This is a genomic window from Ornithinibacillus salinisoli (genome assembly GCF_042684965.1).
GTDB classification, from domain to species: domain Bacteria; phylum Bacillota; class Bacilli; order Bacillales; family Amphibacillaceae; genus Ornithinibacillus; species Ornithinibacillus salinisoli.
In genome coordinates this window covers 398,899-416,989 of the sequence record NZ_JBHUMI010000016.1, presented here as the reverse complement: position 1 = coordinate 416,989, position 18,091 = coordinate 398,899, and the positions used below count along the sequence as shown (strand labels likewise).

General features: G+C 35.5%; 24 protein-coding genes. 1 reads left to right on the top strand and 23 read right to left on the bottom strand.

What is annotated here, in order from left to right:
* Positions 1-4: 4 nt before the first annotated feature.
* The 23 genes from ahrC to ACFSTA_RS12680 form a co-directional block, all read right to left on the bottom strand.
* Positions 5-454, bottom strand: a complete 450-nt coding sequence (gene ahrC / locus ACFSTA_RS12790; RefSeq protein ID WP_377557106.1) for a transcriptional regulator AhrC/ArgR — start codon at positions 452-454, stop codon at positions 5-7.
* Positions 455-647: 193 nt separating this feature from the next.
* A complete protein-coding gene (locus ACFSTA_RS12785; RefSeq protein ID WP_377557105.1) occupies positions 648-1,475 on the bottom strand; it encodes a TlyA family RNA methyltransferase in 828 nt (275 codons plus the stop codon).
* 35 nt (positions 1,476-1,510) lie between these two features.
* Complete coding sequence (locus ACFSTA_RS12780; protein WP_377557104.1) at positions 1,511-2,101, bottom strand: hypothetical protein; 591 nt, start codon at positions 2,099-2,101, stop codon at positions 1,511-1,513.
* Positions 2,102-2,811: 710 nt separating this feature from the next.
* Positions 2,812-3,687: a polyprenyl synthetase family protein gene (locus ACFSTA_RS12775; protein ID WP_377557380.1), complete on the bottom strand. Its 876-nt coding sequence runs from the start codon at positions 3,685-3,687 to the stop codon at positions 2,812-2,814.
* Positions 3,688-3,698: 11 nt separating this feature from the next.
* Positions 3,699-3,932, bottom strand: a complete 234-nt coding sequence (locus ACFSTA_RS12770) for an exodeoxyribonuclease VII small subunit (RefSeq protein WP_377557102.1) — start codon at positions 3,930-3,932, stop codon at positions 3,699-3,701.
* Positions 3,925-5,274, bottom strand: coding sequence for an exodeoxyribonuclease VII large subunit (gene xseA, locus ACFSTA_RS12765; protein WP_377557101.1), 1,350 nt, complete (start codon positions 5,272-5,274; stop codon positions 3,925-3,927). The genes ACFSTA_RS12770 and xseA overlap by 8 nt, the downstream gene beginning before the upstream one ends.
* Positions 5,275-6,123: a bifunctional methylenetetrahydrofolate dehydrogenase/methenyltetrahydrofolate cyclohydrolase FolD gene (folD, locus tag ACFSTA_RS12760; protein WP_377557100.1), complete on the bottom strand. Its 849-nt coding sequence runs from the start codon at positions 6,121-6,123 to the stop codon at positions 5,275-5,277. It lies immediately after the preceding gene.
* 33 nt (positions 6,124-6,156) lie between these two features.
* Complete coding sequence (nusB, locus tag ACFSTA_RS12755; protein ID WP_377557099.1) at positions 6,157-6,540, bottom strand: transcription antitermination factor NusB; 384 nt, start codon at positions 6,538-6,540, stop codon at positions 6,157-6,159.
* 139 nt (positions 6,541-6,679) lie between these two features.
* Positions 6,680-7,075: an Asp23/Gls24 family envelope stress response protein gene (locus tag ACFSTA_RS12750; RefSeq protein ID WP_377557098.1), complete on the bottom strand. Its 396-nt coding sequence runs from the start codon at positions 7,073-7,075 to the stop codon at positions 6,680-6,682.
* Between the two features lie 52 nt (positions 7,076-7,127).
* Entirely contained in the window at positions 7,128-8,486 is a 1,359-nt protein-coding gene (gene accC, locus ACFSTA_RS12745; RefSeq protein ID WP_377557096.1) for an acetyl-CoA carboxylase biotin carboxylase subunit, read from the bottom strand.
* A 13-nt stretch (positions 8,487-8,499) separates the two neighbouring features.
* Positions 8,500-9,003 (bottom strand): acetyl-CoA carboxylase biotin carboxyl carrier protein, encoded by a 504-nt coding sequence (accB, locus tag ACFSTA_RS12740; protein WP_377557095.1) that lies wholly within the window; start codon positions 9,001-9,003, stop codon positions 8,500-8,502.
* A gap of 401 nt (positions 9,004-9,404) precedes the next feature.
* Positions 9,405-9,974 carry a SpoIIIAH-like family protein gene (locus ACFSTA_RS12735; RefSeq protein WP_377557093.1) on the bottom strand — a complete coding sequence of 190 codons (570 nt, stop codon included), beginning with the start codon at positions 9,972-9,974 and terminating at the stop codon, positions 9,405-9,407.
* 12 nt (positions 9,975-9,986) lie between these two features.
* Complete coding sequence (gene spoIIIAG, locus ACFSTA_RS12730) at positions 9,987-10,604, bottom strand: stage III sporulation protein AG (RefSeq protein ID WP_377557092.1); 618 nt, start codon at positions 10,602-10,604, stop codon at positions 9,987-9,989.
* On the bottom strand, positions 10,601-11,221 hold the full coding sequence (spoIIIAF, locus tag ACFSTA_RS12725) for a stage III sporulation protein AF (protein WP_377557091.1): 621 nt from the start codon (positions 11,219-11,221) through the stop codon (positions 10,601-10,603). The genes spoIIIAG and spoIIIAF overlap by 4 nt, the downstream gene beginning before the upstream one ends.
* 11 nt (positions 11,222-11,232) lie before the next feature.
* Positions 11,233-12,408: a stage III sporulation protein AE gene (gene spoIIIAE / locus ACFSTA_RS12720; protein WP_377557090.1), complete on the bottom strand. Its 1,176-nt coding sequence runs from the start codon at positions 12,406-12,408 to the stop codon at positions 11,233-11,235.
* 42 nt (positions 12,409-12,450) lie between these two features.
* Positions 12,451-12,843: a stage III sporulation protein AD gene (gene spoIIIAD / locus ACFSTA_RS12715; RefSeq protein WP_377557089.1), complete on the bottom strand. Its 393-nt coding sequence runs from the start codon at positions 12,841-12,843 to the stop codon at positions 12,451-12,453.
* A gap of 5 nt (positions 12,844-12,848) precedes the next feature.
* A complete protein-coding gene (gene spoIIIAC, locus ACFSTA_RS12710) occupies positions 12,849-13,055 on the bottom strand; it encodes a stage III sporulation protein AC (RefSeq protein WP_155666604.1) in 207 nt (68 codons plus the stop codon).
* Positions 13,056-13,073: 18 nt separating this feature from the next.
* Positions 13,074-13,586, bottom strand: coding sequence for a stage III sporulation protein SpoIIIAB (gene spoIIIAB / locus ACFSTA_RS12705; RefSeq protein ID WP_377557088.1), 513 nt, complete (start codon positions 13,584-13,586; stop codon positions 13,074-13,076).
* The gene (gene spoIIIAA, locus ACFSTA_RS12700; RefSeq protein ID WP_377557087.1) at positions 13,583-14,509 is read right to left on the bottom strand and encodes a stage III sporulation protein AA; all 927 of its coding nucleotides are present in this window, start codon (positions 14,507-14,509) and stop codon (positions 13,583-13,585) included. The genes spoIIIAB and spoIIIAA overlap by 4 nt, the downstream gene beginning before the upstream one ends.
* A gap of 141 nt (positions 14,510-14,650) precedes the next feature.
* The gene (gene efp / locus ACFSTA_RS12695; RefSeq protein ID WP_377557086.1) at positions 14,651-15,208 is read right to left on the bottom strand and encodes an elongation factor P; all 558 of its coding nucleotides are present in this window, start codon (positions 15,206-15,208) and stop codon (positions 14,651-14,653) included.
* A 36-nt stretch (positions 15,209-15,244) separates the two neighbouring features.
* Complete coding sequence (locus tag ACFSTA_RS12690) at positions 15,245-16,306, bottom strand: M24 family metallopeptidase (protein ID WP_377557085.1); 1,062 nt, start codon at positions 16,304-16,306, stop codon at positions 15,245-15,247.
* A gap of 37 nt (positions 16,307-16,343) precedes the next feature.
* A complete protein-coding gene (aroQ, locus tag ACFSTA_RS12685) occupies positions 16,344-16,796 on the bottom strand; it encodes a type II 3-dehydroquinate dehydratase (protein ID WP_377557084.1) in 453 nt (150 codons plus the stop codon).
* A gap of 90 nt (positions 16,797-16,886) precedes the next feature.
* Complete coding sequence (locus ACFSTA_RS12680; protein WP_377557083.1) at positions 16,887-17,408, bottom strand: YqhR family membrane protein; 522 nt, start codon at positions 17,406-17,408, stop codon at positions 16,887-16,889.
* A gap of 294 nt (positions 17,409-17,702) precedes the next feature.
* Between ACFSTA_RS12680 and ACFSTA_RS12675 the strand changes: the two genes are divergently transcribed.
* A complete protein-coding gene (locus tag ACFSTA_RS12675; protein WP_377557082.1) occupies positions 17,703-18,083 on the top strand; it encodes an SA1362 family protein in 381 nt (126 codons plus the stop codon).
* Positions 18,084-18,091: the final 8 nt, after the last annotated feature.

Genomic DNA, 18,091 nt, shown 5'->3' with positions numbered 1-18,091 from the left:
CGATTTAAAGCATGTTCAAGAAGCGATCTTTAATATTCTCTGTATCTCGTTCTGATCGACAAATAATTAGACACGTATCATCACCACAAATAGTTCCCATAATCTCATTCCAATCCAAGTTATCGATTAACACTCCGATTGCATGTGCATTCCCTGGTAGTGTTTTAAGTACAATAAAATGACTGGTATGTTCTACTTTTACAAAGGCATCCATGATTAAACGTTTCAATTTGTCTAAAGGGTTAAAGCGTTGATCTGCAGGCAAGCTATATTTGTACTTACCACTAGTTGTCGGAACCTTTACTAAGTGTAATTCTTTAATGTCCCTTGATACCGTTGCTTGTGTGACGTTATAACCTAGATTTTTTAATTGATCTACAAGTTCATCTTGTGTATCAATTTCATTTTCGGTAATTAATTCCCTTATTTTTATATGACGTTGTATCTTACTCATTCCGCACCTCCATATTCCATTCGGTTTTTACAAAGGCTCTGTTCATGTAATTTGTAGCAATTTCATTTATACTGTTACGTATCTAACTGCTTCGAAAATACACTACGCTTTCTGCGGACTCACAGGAATCCTCATGTATTTCCACCAAACTGCCTTCATAAAAGATGGACTACAATCATTTTGCAGTCCATACTCATATATTCTCAGGTGTCTTAAATTTATGATGAGCTTTTTCGACTACTTGCTCTATTTCGACATCATCTATTAAAATTCCTTCTTTTTCTTTATTCCAACCGAAATGAGCTAAAAATTCAACATTCCCTTCGCCACCAGTAATCGGTGAAAAAGTCAATCCATAGAGTTGGAATCCTTCATTTATTGCAAAAGAAATGATCGTTTCAAGAACGTTTCGGTGTACATTTTTATCTCTTACAATCCCTTTTTTACCTACCTGCTCTCTCCCAGCCTCAAATTGCGGTTTAATCAAAGCAATAACATCACTATTATCTTCTAACAATTTATGAAGTACAGGTAATATTAATTTTAGGGAAATGAATGATACATCAATTGTAGCAAAATTCGGGAATCCCTCTTGTAGCATATCCTTTGTCACATAACGAAAGTTTGTCCGTTCCATCACAATTACACGAGGGTCGTTTCTCAACTTCCAATCCAACTGATTATATCCAACATCAATGGCATAACTTTTTTCTATTCCATTTTGTAGAGCACAATCTGTAAAACCGCCTGTAGATGAACCTACATCCACCATTATTCTGTCTTTAACATCTAATGCAAAGTATTCCAGTGCTTTCTCAAGCTTTAAACCTCCACGTCCAACGTACGGAATTAGGTTTCCTTTAATGGTTATTGGAATATCTTCTTCCACTTTCATTCCTGGCTTATCTAATCTGGTTTGTTCGGAAAAAACAAGTCCAGCCATCACAACTCTTTTTGCTTTCTCTCTTGTTTCAATTAACTCTCTTTCGACTAATAACACATCTAATCTTTTTTTACTCATTATTGTTATTTCCTTTTTTGATAAATTGACGTAAATTATTTGTTCTTAGTATCTGATGATGGAAGCAATTTTATTTTAAACTTTGTTTCTATAAAAGCAATTACCTTCGCTACAAAGAAAATAATCTGTGTTGATGAATTAATTGCTAAAAATTTCCCTACTGCTTTACCTCCAACTGTAAGCGCAGCTACTAAGCTTGTGAAAATCACACCTAAAGTAATCTGTGTTGAAGAGCCATCACCTTGCCCCATTAGGTTAGCAATTTGTAATACAACTATGGCAGATGCTGTGCCACTGACAATACCTGAAATATCACCAATGACATCATTACAGAAGCTTGCAAATTTATCTGCATTGCGGATGATGTACACCGCCTGTTTAGCACCTGGAACTTTTTCTGCAGCCATGGCGTGAAAAGGTTTTTCATCTGCAGCAGTTGAGGCAATTCCTAGCATATCAAATATAACTCCCAGCAATACAATAAAAAACACGACAATGGTACCGATTAACCACATTACTTGATTTAAGATAGAAGATGATATTACTGAAAAAACAGCCGCTAACACAAAAGTGATAACGGCAATAGTTAAACTAAATTTTATCGAACGTTTTATTTGTGAATTCATTATTAACTCCATTATTTTATCATTAGATTTCTGATAATATACTAAGAATTGATTACAATATGTATGAAGGAATGGTCATTTAAATAGTAAAAACTGTGGCTTAGGTCCAGTAGGTTTTCCCAGTTGAGTACCACGTGTTGCCACGTAGGCGGTTCCCCTTTAAACCCAACTTAGCTTTGTCACCAAAAGCTAGACTGGATTACCACTTAGTCCACACTATAATCCCATTTAAATGTCCATAGAACAGTCTAGGAGATTTCCTCAGCAGTCTTTAGCCGCTCCCTAGCCTCTTTTGCAGTACCGATTTCATAGAGAAAAAATAGTCATACTAGTGGCCACCTAGTGTAACTACTCGTACCTCTAATCCCCTCGCATACCACTCAAGGCAGGCTACGCTGCACGTTAGGTGTCCCTAACCACTTCATGCAGGTTCATACCCCATTCCATAATGATCCCTAGGCTTAGTTAACACTACAGAGATGGGCCTCCGCGGTAATCGGGTCAACGCCCACATGCCTTTGTGGATCGCCCAAAAACCTTAACTCCCAGCATCGACCCAAGGCTGGGCGCCTCAAGCCAACACAAGGAACTTCATCGATGTGCCCTTTGGCGGATTTTTAGGCCCGCCTTCAGGAACGGAGGACTGACTAGAATACTGCACCATTCCTTTTATAAGTATTATAACATAAATTAGGGAAAAAATATATATTTTAATGGTCTCGTTGACTAAAGAAGTCAGTTAGTGCACTTAAATTCGAAACATCGGCATCCGCCTTTTTTAAAGCCTCTTTCGCACGATTGACATAATCATTTTTTCTTTCCATTGCACCATCTAACCCTAATAGTTTCGGGTAGGTACTCTTATCGTTGATTTCATCACTGCCAACTGATTTCCCTATTTTATTTTCATCACCAACAATATCTAGAATATCATCTTGTACTTGAAATATTAATCCCAAATAATACGAAAACTCTTCTAAAGCTTCTAACTGTTCTTCAGTAGCATTTCCTAAATATGCTCCTGCTGTAATGGCGAACTTTAGCAATTCCCCTGTTTTCAGATTATGGATATTTTCTAATTCTTCCAAGGATATCTCCTTATTTTCTGCTTCCATATCTAATATTTGACCTGCAACCATACCGCTTGGTCCACTACATTTGGATATTTTATTAATAATTTCAACTTTTTCACGATCTGTAAGTAATGGGTCACTTGAAATAACTTCAAAACTATATGTTAGTAACGCATCACCAGCTAGTATTGCTGTTGCCTCATTAAAAGCTTTATGATTTGTTAATTTTCCTCTACGATACGTATCATCATCCATAGCTGGTAAATCATCATGTATTAAGGAATATGTATGAATCATTTCTAAAGCGACTGCTGATGAAAATACCTTTGAAACATCTTCCCCATAAGTTTCATAACTTGCCATTAGTAAGACTGGACGTAATCTTTTCCCACCTGCTTCTAAAGAGTAAAGCATTGAATTTTTTAATTCCAGGGGAATGGATAGCTGTTGAACATACCTGTTTATTTCTTTCTCTATTCGCTTTTGATTCGATGAAATATAATCATTTAACATACCTTCCACGATTACTTATCCTCCTGTACTTCAAACGGTTCGAGTTCTCCCTGCTCATTCATTATTTGGGCCATTTTCTCTTGGACATTGCTTAATTTATCACTACATAACTTGGATAACTTCATACCCTCTTGATAATAATTAATTGCTTTTTCAAGGGGGACATCTCCCTCTTCTAATTTCTCCACAATTGTTTCTAATTGCTCCATAGCTTCCTCAAAGGATATTTCTTTTGAATTACTCATTATTACCCTCCTCTATATGTAACACTTGGCAATTAATCTTTCCATCATTAACTTGGATCGAAACATTATCATGCTTGGTAACTTGATTTGTTGATTTAATAATATCCCCACTAGAAGTAAAAGGTATTGCGAATCCACGTTTCATAATTTCTAACGGATTTAAAAGTGTTAGTTTTTCCATCGATTTTTTCAGTTGTGTTGTGTTTTTCTCCACTATCAACTTCATGCTCTTTAGACGTTGACGATTCAGTTGATCAAGTTCCTTCTGATACAAATCAATTTGTCGTTTTGGGTGTTGATAGTTCAAACGCATCACTAGATGCCGGAACGCTTCATTATTTTGAGATAAATGATTTCTAGTATATTTATGTAAATGTTCATCTAGTTTATCCAATTCTTGTTCTCGTTGTTGCATGATCTGTTTCGGATATTTAAAGGCATAGGATTGAGTCATCCGTCGGTGTATGCTTTGATTACGTTCAATTACTACTTTCATCGCCCTTGTGAGGGAATGTTTACGAGTCCTTATTCGTTCCATTAGATCACTCACGGAAGGTACTGCTAATTCAGCAGCTCCAGTTGGTGTTGGTGCTCTTAGGTCAGCGACATAATCACTTATTGTTATGTCTGTTTCATGACCTACTGCGGATATAATCGGAATATCGGAATTAAAAATAGCTTGGGCAACAATCTCTTCATTAAAACTCCAAAGTTCTTCAATAGAACCTCCACCACGTCCAACGATCAGCACATCAAATGAACCTTTATTATTAGCTGTTTCTATACCTTTTTTTATGGATGCGGCAGCGTGTGGTCCTTGAACTAAAACAGGAATAACTGTAGCCTGAACAATAGGGTAACGCCTTTTAATTGTTGTGAGAATATCACGAACTGCTGCACCTGTTGGAGAGGTAATAATTCCAATCGAAGTTGGATGAACCGGAATTGTTTTTTTATGGATATCTTCAAAATAGCCAAGCTTTCGAAGCTTTTCTTTTAACTGTTCAAAAGCTAAATACAGTGATCCTATACCATCCGGTTCCATTTGCTGAATATATAGTTGGTATTGTCCATTCATTTCAAAAACACTAATTTCCCCTCGAATAAGAACCTTCATACCGTTTTCAGGGGTGAATTTTAAATAACGATTATTACCAGCAAACATCACAGCCTGGATTCTAGTGTTATCATCCTTAATGGTTAAATACATATGACCTCTGCTATGATGTTTAAAATTAGATATTTCTCCCTTTAACCAAACATCTCTTAAATGAGGGTCTGTATCTATCTTCCGTTTTATATATCTCGTTAAAGCTGTAACGGTCAAATATTTTTCACTCAATTAAGTCAGTCCTTTTGCAGCTTTTATCGTGTTATGTAATAGCATTGCGATCGTCATTGGACCCACACCCTTAGGAACAGGAGTAATATATGAAGCCTTAGAGGCTGCGCTATCAAAGTCAACGTCTCCTGTTAATGAGCCATTATCTAGGCGATTGATACCAACATCAATTACTACCGCATTGGCTTTCAAATATTCTTTATCAATAATATTTGGCTTCCCAATAGCTACAATTAAAATATCTGCTTTCGTAGTATATTCTTTGAGGTTACTTGTCCTCGAATGACAATGAGTTACCGTAGCATTTTCATTTAATAATAATTGTCCAACAGGCTTTCCTACGATATTACTCCTTCCAATAATAACTACATGCTTACCTGCAATAGGGATGCTTTTAGATTTTAGCATGGTAATAATTCCAAATGGTGTACAAGGTAAAAATGTATCTTGCCCTGTCATCATTCGTCCAATATTTATTGGGTGGAATCCATCGACATCCTTAGTTGGGGAAATTGCCTCTATTATATGCTGCTCGTGTATGTGATCAGGAAGTGGTAATTGAACTAAAATACCGTGGACAGAAGGGTCTTCATTTAATTTATGTATTATTTCAAGTAATTTTTCTTCTGTTACAGAGCTTGATAATTCGATAACTTCAGATTGAATACCTACTTGTGCAGAAGCTTTTTCTTTTCCTTTTACATAAGATCTTGATGCTGGATTATCTCCAACTAATATTACTGTTAAGTTGGGGTTGACACCTGTGTCTTTTAACTTCACCACTTCTTCTTTCATCTCGAGTCTTAATTCTTGTGCTAAATCTTTTCCATTAATAATTTGAGCAGACATAATTCAATTCCCCCTATGCAAATTATTTATTGATTACTTAGCGATAATTTTTGATAGAACACCATTCACAAATTTCCCTGATTTATCATCTCCATATAAATGAGCTAATTCAATAGCTTCATTAATGGATACGTTAGTAGGAACATCCTCGACATACAAAATTTCATAAGTAGCGATTCGTAAAACAGTTCTTTCTACCGATGCAAGTCTTTGGATTGTCCAATTTTCTAGGTGGTTTGATATGGTTTGATCGATTTCATCTTTATGGGAAACAACACCCTCGACTAGTGCTTGCAAAAAATCATCCTGCTCCTCTGCATCTAGTAGCTGACTTGTTATTTCATTAGGGTCAGTTATGTTAATATCTAACTGAAATAATATTTGAAATGCTTTTTCTCTTGCTGCATGACGTTTCATCTTCCATAACTCCTTTTATCTTATCTACCACAAATAATAACATGATTATACACGCAAAGCTACAAACAACAGTCAGGAACAAATGAATGATATAGGAATAAATCAAGGTCAAAAGAATGGCTTCTTTTGACCTTGATCATTATTCGTTCACTTCTTCGGTATCCTCTTTATCCATTTGTACACCAACAACATGAATATTTATTTCTGCTATATCCAATGCCGTCATATTTTTTAGAGTTTGTCTAATATTTTCTTGTAGTTTTTGAGCTACTTGTGGTATAGATACACCATAATCCAGTACAACGTATAAATCAATAGCTACCCCGTTATCTGTTAGTTCAACTTTTACACCTTTACTATGTGTTTTTTTCCCGAACCGTTCTACTACACCGGTAGCAAAATTACCACGCATTGCATACAGCCCATCTACTTCTGATGCAGCAATACCAGTAATTACTTCAATTACCTCTGGAGCAATCTCTACCTTACCTAAACCAGTATTCTCACTTACATTTACTAATTGTTGATCAGCCATCTTCTCACTCCTTATCATTTTTTAATGATAATCTATGTTCCTTCGTCTCCATTTATTTGTTTTTTTCAACAATTGGATGCTCTTCTAAAAAGTTTGTATTAAAATCCCCTGCTACAAATACATCATGTTCCATAATTAGTTGATGGAAAGGAATTGTCGTATGAACTCCTTCAACTAAAAATTCTCCTAATGCTCTCTTCATTCGATTAATTGCTTCTTCACGTGTTGGACCATACGTAATTAATTTTGCAATCATGGAATCATAAAATGGAGGTATTTTATACGTTGGATAAGCAGCTGAATCCACCCTCACACCAAAACCACCTGGTGGTAAGTACATCTCGATAGTCCCTGGAGATGGCATAAAGTTCTTAAATGGATCTTCTGCATTTATTCTACATTCTATTGCCCAACCTTCGAAAGTAATTTCTTCCTGATTGAAGGACAGTTCTTCATTATTAGCTATTTTTATTTGTTCTTTGATTAAGTCAATTCCTGTTACCATTTCGGTGACTGGGTGTTCAACTTGAATTCTTGTGTTCATTTCCATGAAATAAAATTCTTTTGACGTACGATCAAAAATGAATTCTATCGTTCCTGCACCTCGATAATCAACAGCTTGTGCAGCTTTAACTGCTGCATCTCCCATTTTTGTTCGAACTTCTTCGTTTAACGCCGGAGAAGGAGTTTCTTCTATCAACTTTTGTAGTCTTCGCTGAATGGTACAGTCTCTTTCTCCAAGATGAACAACATTGCCATAATTATCAGCAAGCACTTGAATTTCGACATGGCGAAAATCTTCGATGAATTTTTCAATATATACACCTGGATTTCCAAAGGCTGTCTCCGCCTCTTTTTGTGTCACGCGAATTCCTTTGATTAATTCTTCTTCAGATCTTGCAACGCGAATACCTTTACCACCGCCACCTGCAGTCGCCTTAATAATTACTGGATAGCCAATTTCTTCAGCAATAGCAATGGCTTCTTCTTCATTTTGAATAATCCCTTCTGAACCCGGTACAATTGGGACATTTGCTTCCTTCATTGTTTCTCTTGCTACATCTTTTATACCCATCTTTTGTATTGAATGTGCACTTGGGCCAACAAAGGTCACATTACATGCTTTACATATTTCTGCAAAATCAGCATTTTCAGCTAGAAACCCATAACCGGGGTGAATTGCATCTACCTCTGTTAATGTCGCTACACTCATGATATTTGTAAAATTGAGGTAGCTATCTTTACTTAACGTAGGACCGATACAATAGGCTTCATCTGCTAATTGAACATGCAATGATTCTTTATCTGCTTCGGAATATACGGCTACTGTTTCAATGTCCATTTCTTTACAAGCACGTATAATTCGAACGGCAATTTCACCTCTATTAGCAACTAATAGTTTTTTAATCATTACAATCGTCCCCTTATTTTGTCTTTACTCTAAACAATGGTTGTCCATATTCAACTAGCTCGCCATTTTCAACTAAGACTTCAACAATCTCACCTGAAACTTCTGCTTCAATCTCATTAAACAATTTCATTGCCTCTACAATACATACTACTGTATCTTTATTTATATTGCTTCCCACATTAACAAAAGGACCGCTTTCAGGATTAGGCGCTCGATAAAGTGTTCCTACCATTGGAGATGTAATCTCATAGTCATATTCTACACGATTCGGAGTCGATTCCTCTTTTGGCTCCGTATTAGCAACAGGTTGGTTTTCTTGTGTTTCTGTTACCTCTACTTTAGGTTGTTGTACTTCTTTCACTTCTTGAACAGGACTTGCAGGTGAAAGTTGAACCGTTTTTGTTTCGGTTTCTTTCTTCATGCTTATTGTGGTCCCATTTGTTTCATAAGTAAACTCATTAATAGTAGATTGATCTATTAATTTTATTATTTCGCGGATTTCTTGTACTTTTAACATATTGCTTGCACCCCTTCACAATAGAAAATTATTATTAGGTCTTAATAACTCCTCTTAACATTTTACGATAAGTATAAGGTAAACATCAATAGAAAAGATGAAGTTACCAGAAAAATAAAGTGAAACTTCAATCAGTGGGGATTTCTTTCATCCCCACCGATTGTTAGTTGAACCAATCGGACACTTACTGACAATTACATGCGGGATAAACCGATTCCAATTTAATTATAACAATCTTGAATGTGCAATGCGAATTGTTTAAAGAAACCTTACTATGCTTAACTATCAATAATACAATGGTAACCACGTGTATTATTACATAAAAAAGCTGTTCCAGATCATATGGAGAAGAAAGGGTAACCTTTTCTCCGATTGGAACAGCTTTTTTATTATAAGCGTATCTAGCTCTCCGTTGTAGGTTGGGTAATCACATTTACGCGTATTTCTCCAAACTCATCATATACCATGCGCATAATTTGTACGGTTTCTTCATTTGATAGCTTACCATCTACCATCACGTGCACATGAACGACCTCACCATCATTTCTTACAAGGACATCTTGATATTCGGCATTTGCTAAAACAGCATCTTCAATAACAGTTTCTTTCGTCATCATTTTCTCGATCTCATCGATATCTTTCATAGCTTGGTTTTTCTCTTCTGTTGTCGCGTTACTTGAAGCAACAATTTCTTCTAAGCGACTCTTTTTTGCACTACGTTCATCTTGTAAATCCATTCGAAGCGATGTAAATATTTCATCTCTACCTAGGTTGGAAATATCTCCTACATCCGTTTCATCGGTTGAATCTGCATTTTCAGTAGATGCTTCTTCTGTGTCATCTGTAGTAGCATCTTGTCCTGTATCAACGTAAGCAATATCTTCATTATCAGGTGAAGTCATATAATATACACTCAATACAATCATTAAACTAAGCATTGTCAAAAGCCAAACCGTTTGTTTTTTCAACATATTTCATCCTCCTTATTTTTTAGGCATTACGGATACTCTATGTGTAGGAACATCCAATACTCTTGAAACTGCTTCAACGACCCATTGTTTTACTGTTGCGTGGTCAACTCCTTTGGCCACAACTAACACCCCTCTGACTTCTGGTCGCTTTGTTTGTACAAGTAGTGGAGATTCCTGATCCCCTTGCCTAATGGAAACCACTTGGGTTTCTTCGGTATTCTCCTCAATTTGTCTTGTTCCACCATTTTGGTCATTTTCATTTGTGTTTTGCTGTCCTATTATTAAGTTTTTCTCATAGACTTTTACATTTGTTGAATCAAGGTTTACCATTACTTCTACTTCAGAGACTCCACTTATCTCGCCTAGTAGTTCTTCTAAATCCTGTTTATAACTTCTTTCTAATTCAGACACATCTGATGTACTAGTTTCGACTTCCGATTCATCTTCATTAGAATCTTGTTCTAAATGCATTCTGTTATCTTGATTTGGTTGTTCTTCCTGGGATGAGGTACTAAAAATATTTCCAACAAGTAGTAGTAGTAAGCTGACTAGACCAATTAATACTAAATATGAAGTTTTCTTTGATGAACCAACTCGTGATTGAAAGAACTCCTGTAGTTTTTTAATCAAGATGACCCTCCCTCCCAAATTAAACTTAACTTCATTTCTTCTGTTTCCCACACCTCTTCTAAAAATCTTTTGATTTCATCTAGGTCTTCGTTTTGGTCTGCTTCTACCGGTTTTTCTGTATTAATTACGATGTCATCAACTGCATATACTGTACCCTCCCCTTTTTCAGATTCTCGAATGTAAACAATGACCTCTTCCAGATTTTCAAATGAGTAACTTGATTCAGCTGCAAAGGTAAAGTCCAAGTCAGTAATTTCAACCTGATATTCTTCTATTAGTGGATCTTTAGCTAAATCTATGAGTTGGACAGCCATCTGTTCTAAAATATATGCATTCTGTGTGGATTCTATTTCACTTTTTTGAATATCAATTAAATTTTCTATATTTCCTTCTTCTTCACTTTCTTCAAAAAACTCTGTTATAGAGGTATTGAACGCATGCTGTATATCAATATTAAATAAACTAAAAAATGGTTTTAAAAAAATGAGAATTAATAGCAAACCAACTACAAACCTTATATATTTCTTCATAGATGTAGCTGGTGTAATCAGGTCAATAATAGTAGCTAATAAAATAAATATAACGATTTGTGTAACCCATTGAATGAGTAGGTCCATATTTAATCATCCTATCGTAGTAACAGCGTAATATTACTAGCAATGACAATAATGGCAATAGCTAAGAAAAACATAAATGAAACAGCTAGTAAACAAGCTAACATATAAATAATGTATTTACTGATCGTATCCAAGCATGTAATCAATGGCCCATCACCAATTGGCTGCATAGCAGCTGCAGCTATTTTATAAATTAAAGCGATCGCAAATATTTTTAAGGCAGGAAACAATGCGATAAATATTATAATTCCTACCCCTACTATTCCAACGGCATTCTTTAATAGTAAGGAGGCACTCAAAACAGTGTCCGCAGCATCTGTTATTGTCCTACCCACTACTGGTATGAAATTACCAGTAATAAATTTGGTTGTTTTCATCGCCACCCCATCTTGTATGGCACTTGCAGCTCCTTGAACGGACATCACTCCTAAAAATATGGTAAGGAAAGCACCCAACACACCTAAACTTACTGATTTAAATAAATCTGCTAATTGTGTCACTTTATAATTTTCATTTAAACTACTTACGATAAGTAGAATTGCAGATAAAAATAATAATGGAAGTATAAATTTAGATACGAGAACCCCACTTAGATTAATTAGGAATAGGATAATTGGATGAAAAAAAGAAACGGAAATAAAATTACCAAAGGTCGCCATTAATCCTAAAACTAAAGGGATAAGGGCAATCATGAACCCGCTCATCATATCTATCGTTTCTTTTGTATAAGAAACCACTAAGTAAAAACTATTTAATGCAATAAATATTAATACAATGTAGACGACAAAATAGGCAATTTTACTGACTGCACTCTGGTCAAATGCTGTGTGCATGGTTTGTAAAAAAACAGAAAATAATGTTAGCAATAACAAAGTCCCTAGTAATTTCCCATTAACTAATAATTCATGAAAAAGATACTCCAATGCCCCTTGTAATGCATTTTTTATCGAAAAGGAATCTTTACTTTTAATAAATTCGTAGACATTTGTTTTCTCTAATTCCGGTAAGTATCCCCCGTACTCACTTACAAGTTCATTCCAATAATGCTGCATACCGTCTAAAGATACTTCTTCCATAATCTTATCTTCTATCGGCTCTTCCGCTTCTCGTTCCTCTGCAGAAACTACTGCTTGTACTATAAAGAATAATGGGATAACAAGAAGAATTATTCGACTATATCGTTTCATTCACTCCAATTACTCCCTTCCCTTCACAAGCATTTGTAAATATTAAGTAGATGGTATGAAATTTAATATTGCTTCGATAACTGCAGTTAGAATCGGAATAGCAAGTAAAAGAATAAAAACCTTTCCAGCAAGTTCTATCTTCGCTGCAACAGCACCTAGTCCAGCATCCTTTGTAATATTTGCTCCTAATTCCGTGATGTAAGCAATACCGATAATTTTTAGAATGGTTTGGATATACATCCCATTAATAGTTGCTTTTTGTCCTAACGTTTCAATTAAATTTATGATGGAACCAATTTGCTTCATAACAACTAAAAATATAATAATTCCAGTAACTAAAATAATAAAGAAGGCAAAGGGGCCTTTCAGATCCTTTAGCACGATATAAAGGATGCTAGCAATAATTCCAAGGGTTACGATTTGTATGATATCCATAGGAACTACCCTTGGAACAGGAATACGGATCTTATCTGTTGAAACAAGTCAGAGAGCCCATTGATAACAATTACTAGCACGATAATAAAACCAACTAATGTGGCAAATTGAGCAATCTCCTCTTTTCCCATTTGTTTTAAAATGGTATGTATCAATGCCACAATAATTCCTATTCCCGCTATCTGAAATAATATGGACGCATCCATCTGCATAAAAATGCCCCTTCCTTCTTAAATAAGCAATAATACGATAAACAAACCACATAAAAAACCTAAACTTTTGGCCATTTTGCCATATTTATGTTGATTATCAATTGCATCTTGTAGTTCTCTTTCCAAATGTGTGATCGTAAGCTGAATATGTTTTTGTTGTTGAGAAAAATCATGCTGTCCCAATGTTCTACCAAACTGATTTAAAATTTCTTTTTCGTTACTTGTTAATGAGGATATATTTATTAGCTTTTCAACAGCACTTTCCCAAGTAGGAACTAAATCTACTTTCCTCTTTGCCATCGCATCAGATAGAGTGAAGAAAAAACTTTTACTCGGTTCTGGAATTTGTTTTGCAATTGTCGCAAATGCATCTGGCAATGGTAATTGGCTATATAATATCTCTGCCTCTAATATTTGCAATGCATTTTTAAACTGTCTTATATGTCTCGGTCGCTTGGTTAAATTTTGACTCCAATCAAACCCTAACCAGGTTGTCGTACTTATAAGCAACAGAGCTCCTATCCATTTCATCTGGAAATCACCCCAGCTCGTTGTAATACATTATCTCCTTTTTCGTTGTAAACCTTATGCACTTTTCCAGGAACACTGCTGTTTTCTAACAAAATAATTCTTCGAAACACCTCTTGTTGTAATAATGGCTGTACAGAAGGTCTATGTTTAAGCTCTTGAAGTGACTGCCCATGAATCGTACAAATAACAGTGACCCCAGCATTGATTGCTTCTATTAGCGCTTCTACATCTTTTTCACTTCCTATTTCATCCACTACTAAAACTTCAGGTGACATAGAACGAATCATCATCATCATACCTTCTGCTTTCGGACAAGCATCCATTACATCTGTACGCAGTCCCAAGTCATGCTGTGGAATTCCTTTGATTGATGCAGCTATTTCTGAGCGTTCATCAATAACGCCTACCTTTTTAGGGAGAATGTCTTTCCAGCCGGTTGCAATTATTCTTGTCACATCTCGAATGAGGGTTGTCTTTCCAGATTGAGGTGCTCCTACGAACAACGTATTTAAATAACATTTGTCATATAAGTATGGAATGATAGAATTGGCGGCACCCACCTTTTCTTTTGCAATCCTTATATTCATGAAGGTAATGTGTTGTATAGCCTTCACAGAACCACCTAGTGTATTAACTTTTCCTGATATCCCAACACGATGACCACCTTCAATCGTAATATAGCCTTCACGAAGTTCATCCTCCATACGATATAAGGAAAACTCACTTAACTGATTGATCATATACACGCCATCTTTTCGCGTAGGTTTCAAAGCATAGATCCATTCAATTGCCTCATCAAAAATCAGCTCGACAGGTTGATTTAAACGCAAGCGAATTTCTTGGAGCTTGTCCCACCTGTTGGAAATTTTCAATTGTATACCACGCTGGATATCATCTGGAAATAATCGCAAAATCTCTTGCATAGCATGTCCTCACTTCATATAGTAGCTTTATAGTATATGTATGTTTACTAGATAAATATATGACAAGAGAACACCTTTTATAACATGAAAAAAGCAGCCCATTTAGGACTGCTTTTTTCATGTTATATCTTCACTTCATTACTATGCTCTTGACATATACTTACCATCCGAAGTACTAACTATAAGAACATCACCTTTATTAATAAAGAACGGCACCTGTATCGTAAGACCCGTTTCTAAAGTAGCCGGTTTAGTACCTCCACTAGCCGTATCACCTTTAATGCCCGGTTCTGTTTCAACAACTTCTAATTCCACATTATTTGGTAATTCAACACCAAGTATCTCACCTTCATAGGCAATAATAGCAACTTCCATATTCTCTTTAATAAATTTCAACTCGTGCTCAATTTGACTGGTTTGCAATTCAATTTGTTCATAAGTGTTTGTATCCATAAATGCATGTGAATCACCTGATGCGTATAGATATTGCATTTTTTTATGTTCCACATGGGCTTTACCCACCTTTTCCCCACCACGGAAAGTTTTTTCAGCAATGTTTCCATTTCTTAAGTTACGGAGTTTAGAACGAACAAAAGCTGCTCCTTTTCCTGGCTTTACATGTTGGAAGTCCAATACTTGCCATACATCATTATCTACTTCAATTGTTAAACCTGTTTTAAAGTCATTTACCGAAATCATTACTTTTTCCTCCTTCATGAACAATAAAAATTATATCTATAGCTGAATTAGATCTTTTGGAGAGGTAGTCAATCGCTCATTGCCGTTTTCTGTAATCACAATGTCATCCTCTATTCTACATCCTCCAACATTTGGAACATAGATTCCTGGTTCTACCGTTACAACCATTCCAGTTTCTAATTTTCCTTCATTACGATACGATAGTCCAGGACCTTCATGTACTTCCATTCCTAAACCATGTCCAGTCGAATGACCGAAGTATTCCCCATATCCGTTTTCAGTAATATAATCTCTCGTTAATGCATCTGCTTCTTTACCAGACATACCTGGTTTGATTCCATCTACTCCAAGTAATTGCGCTTCAAGAACTGTATTATAAATTTTCTTTAATTCATCACTAATGTCCCCTACAGCAAACGTACGAGTAATATCCGAACAATACCCTTGGTATAGTGCACCATAGTCCAATGTAACAAGTTCCCCTGTCTGAATCTCTTTCGTGGAGGCTACACCATGTGGCATTGCAGATCGAAAACCAGATGCCACAATAATATCAAAGCTAGAAGAAGTAGCACCTTGCTTGCGCATGAAAAATTCCAGCTCATTAGATACATCAATTTCTTTTACTCCCGGCTTAATAAAGCCTTGAATATGCTCAAATGCCTGATCAGCAATTTCTGCTGCTTTTTTCATAATGGAAAGCTCGTCTGCAGTTTTAACTAATCTGATATTCTCTACAGTGTCACTTGTTGGAACTAATTCTGCGTCAATAACTTTGTTATAATGTTCATATGTAGCATATGTCATATGATTTTTTTCAAATCCTAATCGCTTAACATTTAATTGTTTTATCTGATCTGCGATTTCAAGTTCAATTAATTGTTTATGCTCGATTACTGTGAATTCTTTCGCTTGTTCTGTCGCCTGTCCCGTATATCTAAAATCCGTAATAAATCGTGCATCATTCTTTGTAACAATAGCTACACCTGCAGTTCCAGTAAATCCAGTAAGATACCTTCTATTAATAGGACTTGCGATTAATAGAGCATCAAGTTCCTTTTTCTCTAAGGCATTTCTCAATTTTTTTAGTTTCTCCATTTCCTCATCCCTTTCCCTATTTTCCTACATGTAAAAACTATCGAATGATAGAAGCATTTAATTGTTCTGGCAATAGAGCTAAAGCTGCTAAACGGTAACTTTGCTTCCCGAATCCAACAATTTGTCCATAACAGACTCCAGCAAGAAGTGATTTATGGCGGAAAGATTCACGACTATGAATATTTGAAATATGTACTTCGACGACTGGTGTTGAAATCGCTTTTATTGCATCATGTAGTGCGATGCTAGTATGGGTATATGCAGCAGGATTAAAAATGATACCCTCATATTCCCCTTCAGCTTCCTGAATAATGTCTACCAGTTCCCCTTCATGATTGGACTGTTTACTATCCAATTTATATCCATTGGCTTCAACTAGTTCACTAATTTCTGTTTCAATATCCAAAAGTGTAAAATCCCCATAAACTTCATTTTCACGTTTTCCCAGTATGTTAATATTAGGTCCATTTAATAATAAGAGCCGCTTCAAGTACCATTCATCCCTTTGTAATTTATAGTTGGACGTAATTAGTTTATCATAAACAACACCATTTGAATAACCATTTCGCCCAAAAACAAACTAATTCGAAGCTTTTTCCTCTGAAGTATTGTTATTTTTCAATATCGTATCATTGTAGTCATAAGAAATCGAGAATCCGATAAATATTCCGTATAACAAATACAAACAAATGCATGACACAATCGTATTGACATTCAAATCAAACAAGCTCGGTATATTAAGAAATATAGGATTAAAAACGTAAAACACAATACCCCATAATACTAAGCCATATCCGGCACCAACCCACATGGAATTAATCTTCCGAAACATCATATAATACATTAGTGCAACACCCACGGATATTACACCCACTAACAAGACGGAAATAACATCTCCCAACCATCCGTCTGTCCAACCTGCTCGCAACCAAGATCGTAGTAAAAATGATCTTGGTGATACTTCCGAAAAATTAAAGTAGTAATTAATAACTCCAAAAAAACTCCACACTAATCCACCGATAAACCCTGTAAGTAACGCTCTCCCGAAAATTGTAGTCGACTGCTCCGGCTTGTTTTGTTCAAGTTTTTTATTCTCACTCATTATATCAACCTCCATTCTTTAGTATGACCAATGGCTATAAAACAAATCATTGATTTTTTATCAGAATTGTAACGTAATATTAGAGTCACGGACTAGTTATCCTTTATAATCTTTAGTAAAATAAACATGATACATTCATCAAATAGATTTGGTTAGGAATATTGTTAAACATGAATATTTCGATTAAAAAAGGTAAGACTATTCTTGATAGATTTTGTTATAATTACCATTCTATTGGGTTGTATAAATTATTCCCTTTACATAAATAAATTGGGATGTAGATAAGAAAGGAGTATGAACGGATTGAAAAACTTCATTTACATTATCATAGGGCTAGCAATTGTAGGCTTGATTTCGCAACTATTTACGAATACAACCAATTTCCTTTTGAACATATTAATCACGATTGGTTTTGGTGCAGCAATATTTGCTGTAATCTACTTTCTATTTCTCAAAAAAAGAACCGCTTCTCCAGATATGAAGAAATATAAACAAGCAGTCAAACAGTCCAAAGTAAAGTATAAACAGCAACATGATCCGAACGTAAAATCTTCAACTACACACCGCACGCAACAACAAGTTCCACTAAAGAAGAAGATTAGTAAAAAGCGACCAAATCATTTGCGGGTCATTGATGGAAATAAATCAAAACGTAAAAAGCGAGCATCTAATTAGAAACTCGC

Bases quoted from the DNA above. Each gene is read 5' to 3' on its own strand.
- ACFSTA_RS12690 (WP_377557085.1), bottom strand. From the start codon at position 16,306: ATGGAGAAACTAAAAAAATTGAGAAATGCCTTAGAGAAAAAGGAACTT.
- spoIIIAE (WP_377557090.1), bottom strand. From the start codon at position 12,408: ATGAAACGATATAGTCGAATAATTCTTCTTGTTATCCCATTATTCTTT.
- folD (WP_377557100.1), bottom strand. From the start codon at position 6,123: ATGTCTGCTCAAATTATTAATGGAAAAGATTTAGCACAAGAATTAAGA.
- ACFSTA_RS12680 (WP_377557083.1), bottom strand. From the start codon at position 17,408: ATGAGTGAGAATAAAAAACTTGAACAAAACAAGCCGGAGCAGTCGACT.
- ahrC (WP_377557106.1), bottom strand. From the start codon at position 454: ATGAGTAAGATACAACGTCATATAAAAATAAGGGAATTAATTACCGAA.
- ACFSTA_RS12735 (WP_377557093.1), bottom strand. From the start codon at position 9,974: ATGTTGAAAAAACAAACGGTTTGGCTTTTGACAATGCTTAGTTTAATG.
- accC (WP_377557096.1), bottom strand. From the start codon at position 8,486: ATGATTAAAAAACTATTAGTTGCTAATAGAGGTGAAATTGCCGTTCGA.
- spoIIIAC (WP_155666604.1), bottom strand. From the start codon at position 13,055: ATGCAGATGGATGCGTCCATATTATTTCAGATAGCGGGAATAGGAATT.
- accB (WP_377557095.1), bottom strand. From the start codon at position 9,003: ATGTTAAAAGTACAAGAAATCCGCGAAATAATAAAATTAATAGATCAA.
- ACFSTA_RS12770 (WP_377557102.1), bottom strand. From the start codon at position 3,932: ATGAGTAATTCAAAAGAAATATCCTTTGAGGAAGCTATGGAGCAATTA.
- ACFSTA_RS12780 (WP_377557104.1), bottom strand. From the start codon at position 2,101: ATGAATTCACAAATAAAACGTTCGATAAAATTTAGTTTAACTATTGCC.
- ACFSTA_RS12750 (WP_377557098.1), bottom strand. From the start codon at position 7,075: ATGGCTGATCAACAATTAGTAAATGTAAGTGAGAATACTGGTTTAGGT.
- ACFSTA_RS12775 (WP_377557380.1), bottom strand. From the start codon at position 3,687: ATGTTAAATGATTATATTTCATCGAATCAAAAGCGAATAGAGAAAGAA.
- spoIIIAF (WP_377557091.1), bottom strand. From the start codon at position 11,221: ATGGACCTACTCATTCAATGGGTTACACAAATCGTTATATTTATTTTA.
- nusB (WP_377557099.1), bottom strand. From the start codon at position 6,540: ATGAAACGTCATGCAGCAAGAGAAAAAGCATTTCAAATATTATTTCAG.
- spoIIIAB (WP_377557088.1), bottom strand. From the start codon at position 13,586: ATGAAATGGATAGGAGCTCTGTTGCTTATAAGTACGACAACCTGGTTA.
- spoIIIAA (WP_377557087.1), bottom strand. From the start codon at position 14,509: ATGCAAGAGATTTTGCGATTATTTCCAGATGATATCCAGCGTGGTATA.
- spoIIIAD (WP_377557089.1), bottom strand. From the start codon at position 12,843: ATGGATATCATACAAATCGTAACCCTTGGAATTATTGCTAGCATCCTT.
- ACFSTA_RS12785 (WP_377557105.1), bottom strand. From the start codon at position 1,475: ATGAGTAAAAAAAGATTAGATGTGTTATTAGTCGAAAGAGAGTTAATT.
- ACFSTA_RS12675 (WP_377557082.1), top strand. From the start codon at position 17,703: ATGAACGGATTGAAAAACTTCATTTACATTATCATAGGGCTAGCAATT.
- efp (WP_377557086.1), bottom strand. From the start codon at position 15,208: ATGATTTCGGTAAATGACTTTAAAACAGGTTTAACAATTGAAGTAGAT.